The sequence below is a fragment of the Halomonas sp. YLGW01 genome (genome assembly GCF_014840935.1).
In the GTDB taxonomy this organism is placed as follows: domain Bacteria; phylum Pseudomonadota; class Gammaproteobacteria; order Pseudomonadales; family Halomonadaceae; genus Onishia.
Window position 1 is genome coordinate 1,322,325 of the sequence record NZ_CP062005.1, and the last position, 15,702, is coordinate 1,338,026.

Genomic DNA, 15,702 nt, shown 5'->3' on the forward strand with positions numbered 1-15,702 from the left:
ACGAAGAAGGGGCGCTCAATGAGCGCCCCTTCTTCCTTTTTCTACTCTGTTTCGGGCATCGCGCCTTCAGCCTTGACGACTTACCTCGCGATGTCCGCGAAAGGCAAGCTCGGTTCAGGCCTTCTCATAGGCGGCGGCGGCCTTCTCGATGGCCTTGCGGGCGGCATCGGCGCCGTCCCAGGACTCGACCTTGACCCACTTGCCCTTCTCGAGATCCTTGTAGTTCTCGAAGAAGTGGGCGATCTGCTGGCGCAGCAGCTCGGGCAGGTCGGTCACTTCCTGGATGTCGTCGTACAGGGCGGTGAGCTTCTGGTGCGGCACGCAGACCAGCTTGGCGTCTTCGCCGGCTTCGTCGGTCATGTTCAGGATGCCGACCGGACGGGCACGAATCACGCTGCCCGGCTGCACCGGGTAGGGAGTGACCACCAGTGCATCCAGGGCATCGCCGTCGTCGGCCAGGGTGTTCGGGATGTAGCCGTAGTTGGCCGGATAGAACATCGGCGTGGCCATGAAGCGGTCGACCAGCAGCGCGTCCAGGTCCTTGTCGATCTCGTACTTGATCGGTGCGTGGTTGGCGGGGATCTCGATGGCGACATAGACGTCGTTGGGGAGATCTTTGCCGGCGGGGATCTTGTCGAAGCTCATCGTGGCGTCCTTGGGTGGGCAGTAATCGTTGCCTGTTTAGTCCGGCGAATTATACGAACTGCGTGGCGTGATTACCAATGCGACCAAGGCCGCCAGCCCCTGAGGCGCCTTCGAGCGTGTATGATAGGCCTGCCCTTCGTCGGGAGGGCGTGTGGCCGCCGGATCAAGGAGAAAAGCAGGTGGATTCCGAGTTAGCGCTGAGCGTGGGGCAAGCCTTCGTGGCCCCCGAACGGCGACATCACCGCAGTTCGATGTCGGTGCGCATACCCGAGTCTCGATTGTTGGCGCTGAAGGGCGCCTGCGCACTGATCAGCGACTCGAGCTCCCGCAATGCTATTGCCAAGCAGGCCGGCGAACTCAGCGTGCGCGGCTTTCTGGCCGACTATATCTCGACTCCCGAGCACTGGGACATCAAGACCTCGGCCACCCGAGTGCTGCGGGCGCTCAATGGCTGGTGTCACAGCCAGAGCGGCCATGTCTCCGGGGGCAGCTACGTCTGCTCGCTGTCGGCGATGATCTATCGGGGCCGCGAGGCGCACCTCTTTCACATGGGCGACACTCTGATCTTTCGCCTGCGTGGCGCCGAGTTCGAACAGCTCTCCCGGGATCATGTCACTGACCTCGGCGGCTATCGCTACCCGTCCCGGGCGCTGGGCATGGACGCCAACCTGGACATCGATTATGTCACGCTGCCCCTGAAGCAGGGCGATATCTTCCTGTTCACCACCCAGGCGGTGCGCGGCACTCTGATGCCCTCCGATTACGTGCAGCTGATTCGAAAGGACGCCAGCGATCTGGATGCCGCCTGCGAGCGACTGGCCGCCACTGCCTTGGAGCGGGCACAGGAGCGAGGCTACGGGGGGGAGCAGTTCTGTTTCCAGCTGGTGCGCCTCGACCGGCTCCCGGAAGAAGTCGCCGAAGTGCCGGAGCGGCTCTATGGCGATCTCCCCGTGCCGCCGGAGCTGAGCCCGGGGCAGCGGCTCGATGGCCTGGAGGTTCGGGACGTCCTGTCCCGCACGGCCCAGTCACGGGTCTATCGAGTGCTCGATCCGCGCAGCGGCCGCGAGATGGTCATGAAGGCGCCGAGTCCCGAGCTTTCCAACCGCAACGCCTACCTGGAGCACTTCCTGCTGCAGCAGTGGGTCGTCGAGAGGGTCAGGTCGCCCTTCGTGGCTCGAGTCGTGGAGCCCGCGCGCCCGCGCACCCATCTCTACTACCTGATGAACCTGGTGGAGGGCGAGCGGCTGTCCGACTGGGCCCAGCGTCATCCCCGGGCGACCCTGGCCCAGCGGCTGGATATTGCCCGCCAGCTGGCCAAGGCGGTGCAGGCCCTGCATCGTCGTGACCTGCTGCATCAGCAGATCCATCCCGACAATATTCTGGTGGATACCCATGGTCAGGTGGTGCTGGCCGACTTCAGTGCCTGCCGGCTGCGTGAGGGCGACGGGCACAAGCAGTCGCGGGAGCTGGCTCGTCAGCTGGGTCTCACCGAACACAGTGCGCCGGAGTATGCCCTGGACGACGATGTAGGACGACGCAGCGATCAGTACGCCCTGGCGTCGACGATCTACTGGTTGCTGACCGGCGGTTTGCCCTACGATGTGCCGCCGCATCAGTTGAGAAGCCATACCGACCTGGAGCGGCTGAGCTACCGAAGCGCGTCCCTGCAGAACCCGGAGGTGCCTCAGGCACTGGACGAGGCCCTGAGGCGCGCCCTGGACCCGCAGCGGGCGCTGCGTTTCCGCCGCCTCTCGGAGCTTCTGGTGGCGCTGCGCGAACCGCGCCGTGAGGGGGAGCTCGCCAAGGCATCGACCTCGGCCCCCGGCCGTTTCTGGCCGGGGGTGGCGGGGCTGCTGCTGGCGCTGCTGGTGGTGTCCTGGCTGCTGCGCTAGATTTTGTCCGAAAAGTCTAATTTGCTAATGCTTTCCATGCCTCAACTCCATAGGTTACGCATGGCAGGACGCTACGAACTCTCCGACGCAAGCCAAGCTAGCAGGTGTTCTGATACACCGTCTCACCACCTTAGACAATGGGTCGCCCGCGCAGGGATGGCCGCCAAATGCTGAACGGGATCTTTTGGATCTTGTGCTCCGGCGCCAAATGGCGTGATCTCCCGGAGAGGTATGGTTCCTGGAAGACGATGTGTGACCGCTCCCGGCAATGGCGAGACGATGGCACTTTCGAGGCGGTTCTAGATCGGCTCCACCTCAAGCTGTGTGAGGATGGGCTGATGGATCCCGGCACGTGGGTGATCGACTCGACATCGATCCGCGCTCCCCGAACAGCCTCTGGAGGCGGCAAAAAGGAGTTAGCAAGACCCCGTAGACCATGCCTTGGGACGGAGTCGAGGCGGTCTGACGACCAAGATTCACATGGTCTGTGATCGGCAGGGATGGCCGCTGACCTTCACTCTGTCGGCCAGGACAGGACTCAGAGACATGGCACTTTATTTCCACCATGGAGCGCGTTCAACTGCCTGCCCCCTCCGCCACGATGAAGCGAAAACCGCGTCCTGGTGCTCCGTGGGACTTCGATAAGCCTCGCTATCGAGAGCGAAACATCATTGAGCGTTGTTTCGGCTGGATCAAGGAACTGTGCCGGGCCTGCACCCGTTACGACAAGTTGGTCAGCAGTTTCGGGGCAATGATATGCCTTGCTTGCATAGACCGTTGCTTGCGTGCCGACTTTTCAGACAGAACCTAGTAGAAATTATGGCATTCGGCAGGTTAGTCATAAAAAACAGCCCTAAGGTGGTAACTACTGTTTTCTTGAGCAGCTTAGCGATCAACTGGAGATGGTGCTTCGTCGACATCAGTATGCTCAGCCGACTGAGGCTGGCCGCGCTGTTTAATGCTGCGTACAGCCTAAGCGGGAAGCACATCCAATATTGGCCGCATGCGCGTACCAAGGCGCTGCGTTGTCGCCAAGATTTTCCTGATCGGCATTCTGGTAGCGCGGAATCTGCATGGGGCTAAATCAACATGAGGAGACGAAGAAACTCATTTATCAGATTTTGATACCAGGCGATAATTTATATAGATTAACATATACAAATATAATGTATCAGTAACAGCGACGCCACACGCTAGGTGAAGGCTTGAGACGGGTACGACAGCGGTACTGATGCGAGACAGCCACCATAATCTGCAGACGTCGCTGCTCCATTCTTCCTCGGTAGCAGCAATAAAAACATGGTCGACCTATCAGTCTGAACTGTTGCGGCAGCTGTTTTTCTCGCGGCATCCCCATGCACCTTGGGTCTGCCTGGCCATAGCAGGCATGGATCATGCTGCCGGCGAGGATGCCGCGATGGGGCTCTAAATGGCGCTTATCGCTTCTTGATTGGTGCGCTCGGCTCTTGAAACGCACCGAGTCGGCAACACCCTCGCAGGCGGATACGCCTGCCATTCAACACCCAAAGGAGAAGAAATTTGAAACGCATCACATTGCTTTCCGTGCTGCTGCTCAGTGGCTGTACCACTGTGAAGTACAACGGCTCACCCCTGTCGGTAGACGAGGTGAACTATCCGCCCGTCGGGAAGGAAGTGACCGCCTACGTGGGCGATCACATGGTGGACAAAGGCATCCTGATGGAAGAGCAGGTGCTGGTCGTGAAACAGCCGACAGGCGGCGCGCTCTACGATATTCCCAAGGGGACTTATCCTCAGATCGGCTACGACGAGATGCAGGATTTCTTTTCGCCGGACGGTGTAGCTAGAAACCCCATGATAGCTGGCCTTCCACTAGCAGTCGTCGTCAAGAAAGGCTCGGACAACGATATATGCGTTAGGAATGGAGGGGCGCAGGATGCCTGCTATCCAGGCGAGTATGAGCGAACAACCCAAGTGTCCGAGTCGAGCAAGAACTTCCAGCAAACCTTGATCTATAGCGGACGCATTGGTGACAAGATCAACATCGGCTACCGCGAGTTCAGCAATAACGCCGCGCGCCCCGCATTCAATAACGAAGTTGAGTACGACCTCAGCGAGTCGCGGCGGATTGGCTACAAGGGCGCGGTACTCGAGGTGATCGATGCGAACAATAGCAGCATCACCTACAGGTTAATCAAGAACTTCCCCGATTAAGTCTCTATGGTCCTTGATAGGTCCCCCCCAAAGAAGGCTCGCGCCCAGTGGCCGAGCCTTCTGCTTTGCTCCTTCAGCCCCTAGATGAAGGCTGAAGGCAAAGTAGCGCATGCCGGTATCGGAGGGTTCCCACTAATCCAGCGTTAGAGGCGCATCGTCGAGGCCCTCCACTATGTGCTCAACGAGACGAAAGTGGTCGACACCTTGCCCCCTTGCGCGTCTTCCATGCGAGCCTTGAGCGTGCCCGCGCTTGTCGAAGTCGAGGATAAACGAGGTGTAGATGATCCTCGCCATGCCTTGCTGCACGGCGGTCGTCAGAATTGCGAGGATCAGCTGAGCATCATGCCTGATGATCATCCCGTAGGTCGGACCATAGCTAGGCTCATCTACTCTCTAGGCACGCACCCCGAACGACGATGCCCCGGGCAAGCCGGGGCCTTGGCGTTTCAATGCGCTGTGCCACCGCCGGGCAGTCGCCCGGCGACAGCATCGCTGTCGTTCAGAGAGTAAAGGTCGGCAGCTTGCGCTCGACGCGGGCCAGCTTCAAGTGCGCCACCCGGGGCAGGCCGTTGTCGAAGGGCGGGAAATCTTCGCCTTGGATCAGCGGCGACAGATAGCGGCGGCAGGCCTCGGTGATGCCGAAACCGTCCTCGCGGATGAAGTCCTTGGGCATGAACTTCTCCTGGTTGGCGATCTCGCTCAGGGGTGCGGCCCCGATCTCCCAGGCATAGGGCGACTCGCTGACGCGGTCGATGGTTGGCATCATGGCGTTCTCGCCGGCCACCGCCAGCTCCACCGCCTTCTCGCCGACGGCATAGGCCTGGTCGACGTCGGTCTTGGAGGCCAGGTGGCGGGCGGCGCGCTGCAGGTAGTCGGCGACCGCCCAGTGGTACTTGTAGCCCAGGTCCTGCTTGACCATGCCGGCCAGTGTCGGCGCCACGCCGCCCAGCTGGCGGTGACCGAAGGCGTCGGTGTTGCCGGAGTCGGCCAGGAATGTGCCGTCCTCGTAGCGGGCGCCCTCGGACACCACGATCACGCAGTAGCCATAGTTCTTGACCGCCTCGTCGACCCGGGCCATCACCGCCTTTCGATCGAAGGCGACCTCGGGGAAGATCACCAGATGCGGCGGCTGGCCCTCGCCTTCGCCAGCCAGGGCGCCGGCCGCGGCGATCCAGCCGGCATGGCGGCCCATCACCTCGAGCACGAAGACCTTGGTCGAGGTGGCACACATGGAAGCGATGTCCAGCGAGGCCTCAAGGGTCGAGGTGGCAATGTACTTGGCCACGCTGCCGAAGCCCGGGGAGTTGTCGGTGATCGGCAGGTCGTTGTCGACGGTCTTGGGCACGTGAATGGCGGTCAGCGGGTAGCCCATCTTCTCGGACAGCTGGGAGACCTTGAGGCAGGTGTCGGCGCTGTCGCCGCCGCCGTTATAGAAGAAGTAACGGATGTCGTGCGCCTTGAAGACCTCGATCAAGCGTTCGTACTGGGCGCGATGGGTCTCGATGTCCTTGAGCTTGTAGCGGCAGGAGCCGAAGGCGCCGCCTGGGGTGTGGCGCAGCGCCGCGATGGTCTCGTCGGACTCCTGGGAGACGTCGATCAGATCCTCGGTCAGGGCGCCGATGATGCCGTTGTGGCCGGCGTAGACCTTGCCGATCTTGTCGTCGTGGCGACGGCACGCTTCGATCACGCCGCAGGCGCTGGCATTGATGACGGCGGTGACGCCACCGGACTGGGCATAGAAGGCGTTGTGCTGGGCCATGGGGCGGCTGAGCTCCTGGTAAGCGGGTCATCGAAAAGGGCGAAAAATCAGGGGCCATGTTAGCCCAAAGCGCGTCGACCTGCACCCGCCGACGATGCCGGTCGGCACCAGGATGGAGGCCGCGGGGGCGCCATGCTAGTCTGCCTGCCATCTCGGCAGGAGGCACTCGATGCACGTACATATTCTTGGAATCTGCGGCACCTTCATGGGCAGCCTGGCGCTGCTGGCTCGCGAGCTGGGCCATCGGGTCAGCGGGTCGGATGCCAATGTCTATCCGCCGATGAGCACCCAGCTCGAGGCCGCGGGGATCACCCTGCAGGACGGCTACGAGGGAGGCAATCTCGCGCCGCGCCCGGATCTGGTGATCATCGGCAACGCCCTGTCCCGGGGTAACCCGGAGGTCGAGGAAGTGCTCAAGGCACGCCTGCCCTATGTATCCGGTCCCCAGTGGCTCGCCGAGCATGTGTTGCCCGGGCGACGGGTGATCGCCGTGGCCGGCACTCACGGCAAGACCACCACGGCGAGCCTCACCGCCTGGCTGCTCGAGGCTGCGGGCCTCGCGCCCGGCTTCCTGATCGGCGGGGTGCCGCGCAACTTCGGCGTCTCGGCGCGCTTGGGGGCGCCTGATGCGCCCTTCGTGGTCGAGGCCGACGAGTACGACACCGCCTTCTTCGACAAGCGTTCCAAGTTCGTGCACTACCGTCCCGAGATCGCGGTGCTCAACAATCTCGAGTTCGACCACGCCGATATCTTCCCCGACCTCGCCGCCATCGAGCGTCAGTTCCACCACCTGGTGCGCACCGTGCCGGGCGACGGCGCGCTGCTGGTAGCCGACGGTGAGCCGGCCCTCGAGCGCGTGCTGGAGCAGGGAGCCTGGACGCCGATCAGTCGTTTCGGTGCCGCCGATGACAGCGACTGGCGACTCATCCTCGAGGCCCCCGATGCCAGCCGTTTCAGGGTGCAGCATGTCGATGAGAGGGGCGGCGAGGAAGCGACCGTGCACTGGGCGCTGAGCGGCGAGTACAACGCCCGCAACGCACTGGCCGCGCTGGCGGCCGCCCATGCTCTCGGCGTCGGTCTCGAGACGGGCGCGGCGGCGCTGTCGCGCTTCGAGAGCCCGAGGCGGCGCCAGGAGCTGCGCGGCGAGGTCGCCGGCATTCGAGTCATCGACGACTTCGCCCATCACCCCACCGCCATCTCAGCGACGCTTGACGGCCTGAAGGCTGGCGGCGACGGACGCCTGCTGGCGGTGATCGAACCGCGCTCCAACACCATGCGGCTGGGCACCCTGCGCGCGCGGCTGGCCGAGAGCGTGGCCGCGGCCGATGCGGTCTGGTGGTATCAGCCCGCGGGGCTCGACTGGTCGCTGGATGAGGTGGTCGCGACGAGTGCCTCACCGTCGCAGGTGATTGACGATATCGATGCGCTGGTGGCCGCGGTGGTCGCCGAGGCTTGCCCCGGCGATCGCATCGTGGCGATGTCCAATGGCGGCTTCGGCGGCATCCACGAGCGGCTGCTTGCCGCCCTGGAGGTGGCCCATGGCTGAGCCGCAGATGACAAAGACTGACGACTTCGCCTTCCCGGTCACGGTAGCGCTGACCGGTGCCTCCGGAGCCCAGTACGGCCTGCGCCTGATCGAGGCCCTGGTGGCGGCCAATCATGAAGTCTGGGTGATGATCTCCAAGGCCGCGCACCTGGTGATCGCCACCGAGACCGACATCAAGCTTCCGGCCCAGCCCGAACGCCTGGCCGAGGCGCTGGTTGCGCGCAGCGGGGCGGCGGCGGGGCAGATACGCTGCTTCGCCCGGGAAGACTGGATGGCGCCGGTGGCCTCGGGCTCCGGGGCGCCCAGCGCAATGGTGGTCTGTCCGTGCTCCACCGGCTCGCTGTCGGCGATCGCCTGTGGTGCCAGCAACAACTTGATCGAGCGGGCCGCGGACGTGGCCCTCAAGGAACGTCGCACCCTGGTGCTGGTGCCCAGGGAAACGCCGTTCTCGGCGATCCATCTCGAGCACATGCTGAGCCTGACCAGGATGGGGGCGGTGATTCTGCCGGCGGCGCCGGGCTTCTATCATCAGCCCGGTAGCATCGATGATCTGATCGACTTCATCGTCGCAAGGATTCTCAATCAGCTGGGCATCGAGCACCGGCTGATGCCCCGCTGGGGCGAGCCGACGGGACGCGACGACGGGGAGGCGCCATGATCATGCCGGTGGCGCTGTCGGTCTTCGTGCCGACCTTCTTCCTGGTCTCGCTGACGCCGGGCATGTGCATGACCCTGGCGATGGTGCTGGGCATGACACAGGGGGTGCGGCGAGCGCTGTGGATGATGGTCGGTGAGCTCACCGGTGTGGCCCTGGTGGCGGTGGCCGCCGGGGCCGGGGTGGCGACCCTGATGCTGGCTCAACCCGCGCTGTTCACCGCCTTCAAGTGGCTCGGCGGTGCCTATCTGGCGTATCTCGGCGTGATGATGTGGCGCGAGCGAGGACGCATGGCGATCCCCGAGCTCACAGGCGAGCAGGCAACCGTCGGGCGTCGGGCGCTGATGGTTCAGGGCTTCGTGACTGCAGTCGCCAATCCCAAGGGCTGGGCCTTCTTCGTGGCGCTGTTGCCGCCGTTTCTCGATGCCAGCCGGCCCTTGGTCGCGCAACTGGCGGTGCTGGTAGCGATGATCCTGGCCATCGAGTTCGTCTGCCTGCTGCTGTATGCCGCGGGTGGGCGCGGCGCCGGGCGCCTGCTCGGCAGTGCCGGCCGCGTGCGGTTGCTCAATCGTCTCGCCGGAACCCTGATGATGGGCGTCGGTGCCTGGCTGGCGCTGGGGTAGGAGGCCTCTGAGACATGCCTGCACTCTACCGGGTCGCCTTCTCCATCCGCTTGTGGCGAGCCCGGTCAACCTGCGCATTCTCCCTGCGTGAATACCGCCTCTCCTCGGCTTGCTGTCTTGACGGATCTTCGCTCACCGATGTTTTTGATCGCCCCTGATTGTGCCGAGTAGGGGACGTGGTCTCCGGGCGTCGCCTAGAGCGGAGGCAGCCACAGGAGCCTGAGCGCCAGCAACGCCAATGATGCCAGGGCCAGGCGTCGCCAGGGGGCCTCGTTCAGGGAGCGGTGAGGGAAGCGGTGGTAGCTGATATTGATCAGCGCGCAGCCGGTCAGCCCCAGCAGTACTCCGCCGACAAGGTCACTGGCCCAGTGCACATCCAGCACCAGGCGCGATAGCGCCATCGGCAGACAGGCCAGGATCGCCAGCCAGTAGGTCAGGTGGCGCCGATGCGAGGAGACCTCCAGGGAGAAGAAGGCGGCCGCGAGGCCGAACAGCAGCACCGTCGTCGAGGTATGGGCGCTGGGGTAGGCCGCGGAGTCGACCAGATAGGCCGGCGCCTCGGGACGCACCCGACCGATCAGATGCTTGAGTAGGGTATTGGCCATGGCCATGCCGCCGAGACCGACGGCGAGGTGCAGGAAGGTCGCCGTGTGGTGTCTTGCCAGCAGCCAGGCTCCCCAGGGCAGGCAGAGCGCCAGGAGGCCGGCGGCATCGCCGACCTCGGCCAGGCCCGCGGCCAATCGGGTCAGAATGGGGTGCTGGAGGGCATGGGCCAGGGCGCGCACCTGCTCGTCCATGATCAGCGGCCCGTCTTTCTCCAGCACGGCCAGGGTCCACAGGCAGAAGGCGGTAGAGGCCAGCACCAGCAGGCTCAGCGAGGCCAGGGGAATCTCGCCGTGGGAGGTGGAGCGCAGCCGGTGCCAGAGACGTCGCCGCCATGGTCGTGCTCGTGCCAGTACCGCCAGACGACGATACAGCCAGCTTTCCCGGGCGAGCTGGTGGCGCAGCCAGGAGAAGGCCAGGGCCAGCACGATGATGGCGACCGCGAGCAGGATCAGCCATTTATCACTGCCCGCGGGCAGGGTCAGCAGCTGTTTCCAGGTGCGGCCCAGCAGGTAGCCGGGCAGCACATAGGCGGGCGCCCAGACCAGCGCCGAGCCGATGTTGGCCCAGGCGAAGGTGAAGGGGCGCATGTGCAGCATGCCGGCGATCAGGGGCACGATCGGCCGTACCGGGCCGGCGAAGCGGCCGAACACCACCGATAGGGTGCCATGGCGGCGGAAGAAGCGTGCTCCGTGGGCGAGCCACTCCGGGTGGCGCGAGAAGGGCCAGAGCCCGGGGACGCGGGCGCGCTGGGTGTAGCCCAGCGCGAAGCTCAGGGTGTCTCCTGCCACGGCACCCAGGAAGGCCGCCATCAGCACCAGAGGGATCGCCAGCTGCTGATGGCCTGCGAGCGACGCCGCCGCCGTGATCAGCACCACGCCGGGCACGATCAGCCCAATGACGGCCAGGCTCTCCACGAGCGAGATGGCGGCAATGATCAGCAGCAGTAACGTCGGTGAGGGCGTGAGCTGGTAGAGCCAATCGACTAGAGTCATGGGGTGCTATCCATCAGTGCCTGTTCCTTGATCCGCATGCGCTGCCGGAAGGCGGCCAGGCTTTCCCCGTGATGCAGGGTGCAGGCGATCACCTGGGCGCTCAGGTGTCCCGTCTCGTCGACCGAGGTGCCATCCAGGTAGGTCAGCAGGCGATTGCGGGTCATCAGGGCATCATGTTCGTTGGTACCAGGCAGCAGCATCCACAGCAGGGAATCTCCGGCACGGCCCAGGGTGTCGTCCAGTCGGCAGCAGTGGCGCGCCGCCTGGCAGAAGCGCTGCAGGAGTTCCCGCCTGAGTCCGGCACCGAACTGCTCGTTCGCCATCTCGAGCTGAGGCAGGTGAATCACCAGCACGCTGAGCCGGCGATCCAGCAGATGGGCGCGCTGATATTCCTGATGCAGACATTCGGCGATGGTGTCGCGGGACAGGGCGTCGCATTCAGGGTCATGAGGGGACGTGAGTCGGTCCAGCGTCAGCTGACGGGCGATCTCCCAGCGCGCCAAGGCGCCGGTCAGGGTGATCGCCAGGTAGGCGAGGACGGGCCCCAGCGGCGGCCAGCCGCCCTTGAGCAGCCACAGCCAGGCCGGCGCCAGCGCCAGGTTGAGCACCAGGGCGCGGCCCGGGGGCAGCAGCAGTGTCGACAGTACCGGGGGCGCGCCCAGCCACAGCAGGGCATGTCGGTCACTGTGGAGCAGTATGTCGGCGATCAGCAGGTAGCTTGCGAGCAGGGTGATGAGGGCGGCGGCCCGCCATGAGGCATAGGGCGCCAGGCTCATCAGGGTGGCGACCAGCAGCGCCACCCCCAGTGCGGCCGGCAGGAGAATACGGTCGAACGCCCCCATCTGGTAGTGCCAGAGAGCCGTGCCGACGGCCAGCAGGGTGATCCAGGCGTAAAAGAGCGTGTAGAGGCCCGTCTGAGGCAGGCGGTCGTGTTCGTCCATGCGTCTAGGCCTCATCGATGATGACCAGGGATTGGCGCTGGTCCCGCAGGGCCTGGTATTCGCTGGCCAGGGTCAAGGGTCGCGCCAGGGTGACGATGCGTCCACGCAGGGGGGTAGGCAGCCCCTCGAGCAGGGTCTGACGCCGCTGGCGTGCCTGCTCGAGATCGCGGCTGATCATCAGGGTGGCCAGGGTATGCGTGTCGAGCCTGTAGCAGGCCTCGAAGTCGTTCAGGTGCTGGCCGAGAGGGTGCATCAAAGACCAGAAATGCCGTCGTGGGGTGCGCAGGAGGACCAGCTCGGCATGAGAGCCCTCGCGTCCGCTGCGCAGGACCTCACGAGGCAGGTCTTCTCCCAGCTGGTGGGCGGACCAGAGGCGAGCGCCGGGCACCAGCCGTCTGCGATGCCCGATTCTCTGCCTGGCGGCCTTCACTCCCCGCGCCTGGGCGATACCCAGGGCCATCAGGCCAAGCAGCAGCAGGCCCGACATCAGGATCTGTCCCGGGGCGAGGTCGGGGTGCATCAGCCACAGGCTCACGGCGGCCAGCAGCCCATGCAGGGGCACCAACCAGCGCGGCTGAGGCAGCATCATCAGCAAGGCGAAGGACCAGAGCCAGGCGGACTGGTGCCCGGCATCGGTGGCGATCAGGCCGAACAGCAGAAGGCTGGGCAGCAGCTGCCAGGGGATGCCGGTTGGCCAGCGCACGCTGCGTGCCAGGGTCAGTGCCGAGCCCGCCAGCCACAGAGCGGCCAGCCCGAAGAGCAGCCCACCCGATATCCCGGGGGCCGACAGGGCGAGTGAAGCGAACAGCAGTGCGCCTCCCAGCATCGCCACTTGCAGTGAGCCGACTTTGTACTTGCTTTCCATGGGCCTTATATTGTTTCCCCTGCGCAATCCCGCATGATGATACCGGCCCTAGAGCCGCCTATGAGGAGTCCTTGTACCGCATGTCACGACACCACTCAGAGGCCGGCGCCGACGACAGCCACATGGCGCCGATCGTCGATGTCGACGCCTATATGACACAGCTGGGCCAGCAGGCCCATGACGCTGCCGCCATGATGCGGCGTTGCACCACGGCCCGCAAGAATGCAGCGCTGCTGGCGATGGCCCGGCACCTGGACGAGGCGCGTGACGAGGTGCTCACGGCCAATCGCCAGGACCTGGCTCGCGGTCGGGACGCGGGCCTGGATGATGCCCTGCTGGATCGCCTGGCCCTGGACGATGCCCGCGTCGACGCCATGATCAGCGGGCTTGAGCAGGTCGCCGGCCTGCCCGACCCGGTCGGCGAGATCGATGGGCTGCGCTCGCGCCCCAGCGGCATCCAGGTCGGTCAGATGCGCGTGCCATTGGGCGTCATCGGCATCATCTACGAGTCGCGCCCCAACGTCACCCTGGAGGCCGCCAGCCTGTGCCTCAAGTCCGGCAATGCCTGCATCCTGCGGGGCGGCTCCGAGGCCCGTGACAGCAACGCGGCCCTGGCGCGCTGCATCGCCGCGGGCCTCGCCGACGCCGAGCTGCCGGCGGCGGCCGTGCAGGTGGTGGCGACCACCGATCGTGCCGCGGTGGGGCGACTGATCGCCATGCCCGATTACGTCGACGTGATCATTCCCCGCGGTGGCAAGTCGCTGATCGAGCGCATCACTCGGGAGGCGCGGGTACCCGTCATCAAGCATCTGGACGGTATCTGTCATGTCTACGTCGACGCCACCGCCGACCTGGACAAGGCGCTGGCCATCGCGGTCAATGCCAAGACCCAGCGCTATGGTACCTGCAACACCATGGAAACCCTGCTGCTGGATGCGCCGATCGCCGAGGCGCTGCTGCCAAGGCTCGCTGCCGCCTATGCCGAGCACGGCGTCGAGCTGCGCGGCTGTCCGCGCACCCAGGCCCTGTTGCCGGGCGTGGTGCCGGCCGAGGAGGCCGATTGGCATGCCGAGTACCTGGCGCCGGTCCTGGCCATTCGGGTGGTCGACGGCATCGAGGCGGCGATGGAGCACATCGACCGCTTCGGCTCACACCATACCGACGCCATCGTCACCGAGCATTACGGGCTGGCGCGCCGTTTCCTGGCCGAGGTCGATTCCAGCTCTGTGATCGTCAATGCGTCGACCCGCTTCGCGGATGGCGTCGAGTATGGCCTGGGCGCCGAGATCGGCATCTCCACCGACAAGCTGCATGCGCGCGGCCCGGTCGGCCTCGAGGGGCTGACGACGCGCAAGTACGTGGTGATGGGCGATGGCCATGTGCGTGGTTGAACACGCGGACCCGGCGGTCGGGGCGACGCGTCGGCCCCGGGTGGCGATGCTTGGTGGCACCTTCGACCCGGTCCATCTGGGGCACCTGCGCAGCGCCGTCGAGCTGCGCATGGTGCTTGGGCTGGATCGCGTGCATATGATACCCGCCCATGTGCCGCCGCACCGGGCGGCACCCGGGGTCTCCAGCGCCGAGCGGCTGGCGATGCTGCGTGCCGGCATCGGCGACACCCCGGGGCTCCATGCCGACGATCGCGAACTCCGTCGTGAGGGGCCCTCCTATTCCGCCGACACCCTTAAAAGTCTGCGTGAGGAGTATGGCGCCGAGGCGCGGCTGGTGATGGTGGTGGGGCATGATGCCTTCCTGAAGCTCGCCGACTGGCATGCCCCCGAGGCGCTCTTCGATCACGCCCATGTGGTGGTGATCGCGAGGCCCGATCATGCGGCCCCCTTGCCGCCCGCGCTCGAGGAGCTGATCGCCGGACGCGAGGTCTCGACCCCCGAGGCACTGTTCGAAACCCCGAGAGGGCGTCTGCTGCAGCTGGCGCTGCCCAGCCGATTGGCGGTATCGGCCACCGCCATTCGCCGCTGGCTTCAGCAGGGGGAGTCCGTGCGCTACCTGCTGCCCGAGGCGGTGTTGTCCCACATCGTTCGCGGCGAGCTGTACCGGAGTGGATGAAGCGATGTCGCCTGGGGCGCAAACGGGTAGAATAGGCGTTGAACCATGCATTCATGAATGAGGCGATATGCACATCGACGTTTTGAAACCCCTGGTCATCGATGCCCTGGAGTCACTCAAGGGCCAGGACATCACCATCCTCGACGTATCCGAACTGACCGACGTGACCGATCAGATGGTGATCGTCAGCGGTACCTCCAGCCGTCATGTGGCGGCCTTGGCCAATACGGTGGTCGAGACCGCCAAGGAGCAAGGTGTGATGCCGCTGGGCGTCGAGGGACACAGCGGCGCTGATTGGGTACTGGTCGACCTAGGGGACCTGGTGGTGCATGTGATGCTGCCCGAAGCCCGTGAGCTCTATGATCTCGAGCGGCTGTGGACCGAACTGCCCCGCGATGGTGCCGTCGAGCGCCAAGGCGGAGGCCTGGCGTGAAGCTGCGCGTGCTGGCGGTCGGCACGCGCATGCCGGACTGGGTAGAGAAGGGCGTCGAGGAGTATCGCAAGCGCCTGCCCCGGGACTTCGCCCTGGAGATTCACGAGATCGCTCCCGGGGCTCGGGGCAAGAACGCCGACACCGCACGCGCCATCGCCTTGGAGGGCGAGCGCATGCGCGACAAGCTACGGGGCGGCGAACACCTCGTGGCCCTCGAGGTGGGCGGCAAGCCCTGGAGCACCGAGCAGCTGGCGCGCGAGGCCGACCATTGGCGCCTGGAGGGGCGTGACGTGGCGCTGCTGATCGGTGGCCCCGAGGGGCTCGAGCCGCGTCTGTCGGCGAGTGCCCACCAGCGCTGGTCCCTGTCCCCGCTGACCTTGCCGCATCCGCTGGTGCGCATCCTGCTGGCCGAGCAGCTGTACCGCGCCTGGACGCTGCTGGTCGGCCATCCTTATCACCGTTGAGTCGTCGAAGGCCAAGAGCCT

General features: G+C 65.2%; 14 protein-coding genes and 1 pseudogene. 10 read left to right on the top strand and 5 right to left on the bottom strand.

The features are described 5' to 3' along the window. Positions 1-114 precede the first annotated feature (114 nt). Complete coding sequence (ppa, locus tag IEJ03_RS06175) at positions 115-645, bottom strand: inorganic diphosphatase (protein WP_192036788.1); 531 nt, start codon at positions 643-645, stop codon at positions 115-117. A 251-nt stretch (positions 646-896) separates the two neighbouring features. On the opposite strand from ppa, the gene IEJ03_RS06180 reads away from it, so the two are divergent. The 3 genes and pseudogenes from IEJ03_RS06180 to IEJ03_RS06190 all read left to right on the top strand — a co-directional run bounded on the left by IEJ03_RS06180 (position 897) and on the right by IEJ03_RS06190 (position 4,730). After that, complete coding sequence (locus IEJ03_RS06180) at positions 897-2,537, top strand: bifunctional protein-serine/threonine kinase/phosphatase (protein WP_192037212.1); 1,641 nt, start codon at positions 897-899, stop codon at positions 2,535-2,537. Between the two features lie 60 nt (positions 2,538-2,597). Beyond that, positions 2,598-3,348: pseudogene (locus IEJ03_RS06185) on the top strand (IS5 family transposase). Between the two features lie 728 nt (positions 3,349-4,076). Then, positions 4,077-4,730: a hypothetical protein gene (locus IEJ03_RS06190; RefSeq protein ID WP_192036789.1), complete on the top strand. Its 654-nt coding sequence runs from the start codon at positions 4,077-4,079 to the stop codon at positions 4,728-4,730. A 499-nt stretch (positions 4,731-5,229) separates the two neighbouring features. Here IEJ03_RS06190 and IEJ03_RS06195 read toward each other — a convergent pair whose 3' ends face one another. Continuing rightward, positions 5,230-6,489 (bottom strand): 6-phosphofructokinase, encoded by a 1,260-nt coding sequence (locus tag IEJ03_RS06195; protein ID WP_192036790.1) that lies wholly within the window; start codon positions 6,487-6,489, stop codon positions 5,230-5,232. A 169-nt stretch (positions 6,490-6,658) separates the two neighbouring features. On the opposite strand from IEJ03_RS06195, the gene mpl reads away from it, so the two are divergent. The 3 genes from mpl to IEJ03_RS06210 are packed head-to-tail and all read left to right on the top strand — an operon-like array spanning position 6,659 to position 9,313. Next, on the top strand, positions 6,659-8,035 hold the full coding sequence (gene mpl, locus IEJ03_RS06200) for a UDP-N-acetylmuramate:L-alanyl-gamma-D-glutamyl-meso-diaminopimelate ligase (protein WP_192036791.1): 1,377 nt from the start codon (positions 6,659-6,661) through the stop codon (positions 8,033-8,035). A gap of 7 nt (positions 8,036-8,042) precedes the next feature. Continuing rightward, on the top strand, positions 8,043-8,693 hold the full coding sequence (locus tag IEJ03_RS06205; protein ID WP_192036792.1) for a flavin prenyltransferase UbiX: 651 nt from the start codon (positions 8,043-8,045) through the stop codon (positions 8,691-8,693). Further along, complete coding sequence (locus tag IEJ03_RS06210; RefSeq protein ID WP_192036793.1) at positions 8,690-9,313, top strand: LysE family translocator; 624 nt, start codon at positions 8,690-8,692, stop codon at positions 9,311-9,313. The genes IEJ03_RS06205 and IEJ03_RS06210 overlap by 4 nt, the downstream gene beginning before the upstream one ends. Positions 9,314-9,507: 194 nt before the next feature. On the opposite strand, the gene IEJ03_RS06215 is transcribed toward IEJ03_RS06210, so the two are convergent. From IEJ03_RS06215 to IEJ03_RS06225, 3 genes are read right to left on the bottom strand one after another with little or no spacing between them, the layout of a single operon-like run. Then, positions 9,508-10,911: a bifunctional DedA family/phosphatase PAP2 family protein gene (locus tag IEJ03_RS06215; RefSeq protein ID WP_192036794.1), complete on the bottom strand. Its 1,404-nt coding sequence runs from the start codon at positions 10,909-10,911 to the stop codon at positions 9,508-9,510. After that, positions 10,908-11,852, bottom strand: coding sequence for a diguanylate cyclase (locus IEJ03_RS06220; protein ID WP_192036795.1), 945 nt, complete (start codon positions 11,850-11,852; stop codon positions 10,908-10,910). The genes IEJ03_RS06215 and IEJ03_RS06220 overlap by 4 nt, the downstream gene beginning before the upstream one ends. 4 nt (positions 11,853-11,856) lie before the next feature. After that, positions 11,857-12,717, bottom strand: a complete 861-nt coding sequence (locus IEJ03_RS06225) for a hypothetical protein (protein WP_192036796.1) — start codon at positions 12,715-12,717, stop codon at positions 11,857-11,859. 80 nt (positions 12,718-12,797) lie between these two features. On the opposite strand from IEJ03_RS06225, the gene IEJ03_RS06230 reads away from it, so the two are divergent. The 4 genes from IEJ03_RS06230 to rlmH all read left to right on the top strand — a co-directional run bounded on the left by IEJ03_RS06230 (position 12,798) and on the right by rlmH (position 15,681). Beyond that, positions 12,798-14,108, top strand: a complete 1,311-nt coding sequence (locus IEJ03_RS06230; RefSeq protein ID WP_192036797.1) for a glutamate-5-semialdehyde dehydrogenase — start codon at positions 12,798-12,800, stop codon at positions 14,106-14,108. Next, complete coding sequence (nadD, locus tag IEJ03_RS06235; protein ID WP_192036798.1) at positions 14,095-14,784, top strand: nicotinate-nucleotide adenylyltransferase; 690 nt, start codon at positions 14,095-14,097, stop codon at positions 14,782-14,784. Before IEJ03_RS06230 ends, nadD begins: the two co-directional genes overlap by 14 nt. 67 nt (positions 14,785-14,851) lie before the next feature. Further along, positions 14,852-15,217, top strand: coding sequence for a ribosome silencing factor (gene rsfS / locus IEJ03_RS06240; RefSeq protein WP_192036799.1), 366 nt, complete (start codon positions 14,852-14,854; stop codon positions 15,215-15,217). Further along, on the top strand, positions 15,214-15,681 hold the full coding sequence (rlmH, locus tag IEJ03_RS06245) for a 23S rRNA (pseudouridine(1915)-N(3))-methyltransferase RlmH (RefSeq protein WP_192036800.1): 468 nt from the start codon (positions 15,214-15,216) through the stop codon (positions 15,679-15,681). The genes rsfS and rlmH overlap by 4 nt, the downstream gene beginning before the upstream one ends. The last annotated feature ends 21 nt before the right edge of the window (positions 15,682-15,702 follow it).

Bases quoted from the DNA above. Each gene is read 5' to 3' on its own strand.
- ppa (WP_192036788.1), bottom strand. From the start codon at position 645: ATGAGCTTCGACAAGATCCCCGCCGGCAAAGATCTCCCCAACGACGTC.
- IEJ03_RS06180 (WP_192037212.1), top strand. From the start codon at position 897: ATGTCGGTGCGCATACCCGAGTCTCGATTGTTGGCGCTGAAGGGCGCC.
- IEJ03_RS06195 (WP_192036790.1), bottom strand. From the start codon at position 6,489: ATGGCCCAGCACAACGCCTTCTATGCCCAGTCCGGTGGCGTCACCGCC.
- mpl (WP_192036791.1), top strand. From the start codon at position 6,659: ATGCACGTACATATTCTTGGAATCTGCGGCACCTTCATGGGCAGCCTG.
- IEJ03_RS06205 (WP_192036792.1), top strand. From the start codon at position 8,043: ATGACAAAGACTGACGACTTCGCCTTCCCGGTCACGGTAGCGCTGACC.
- IEJ03_RS06210 (WP_192036793.1), top strand. From the start codon at position 8,690: ATGATCATGCCGGTGGCGCTGTCGGTCTTCGTGCCGACCTTCTTCCTG.
- IEJ03_RS06215 (WP_192036794.1), bottom strand. From the start codon at position 10,911: ATGACTCTAGTCGATTGGCTCTACCAGCTCACGCCCTCACCGACGTTA.
- IEJ03_RS06220 (WP_192036795.1), bottom strand. From the start codon at position 11,852: ATGGACGAACACGACCGCCTGCCTCAGACGGGCCTCTACACGCTCTTT.
- IEJ03_RS06225 (WP_192036796.1), bottom strand. From the start codon at position 12,717: ATGGAAAGCAAGTACAAAGTCGGCTCACTGCAAGTGGCGATGCTGGGA.
- IEJ03_RS06230 (WP_192036797.1), top strand. From the start codon at position 12,798: ATGTCACGACACCACTCAGAGGCCGGCGCCGACGACAGCCACATGGCG.
- nadD (WP_192036798.1), top strand. From the start codon at position 14,095: ATGTGCGTGGTTGAACACGCGGACCCGGCGGTCGGGGCGACGCGTCGG.
- rsfS (WP_192036799.1), top strand. From the start codon at position 14,852: ATGCACATCGACGTTTTGAAACCCCTGGTCATCGATGCCCTGGAGTCA.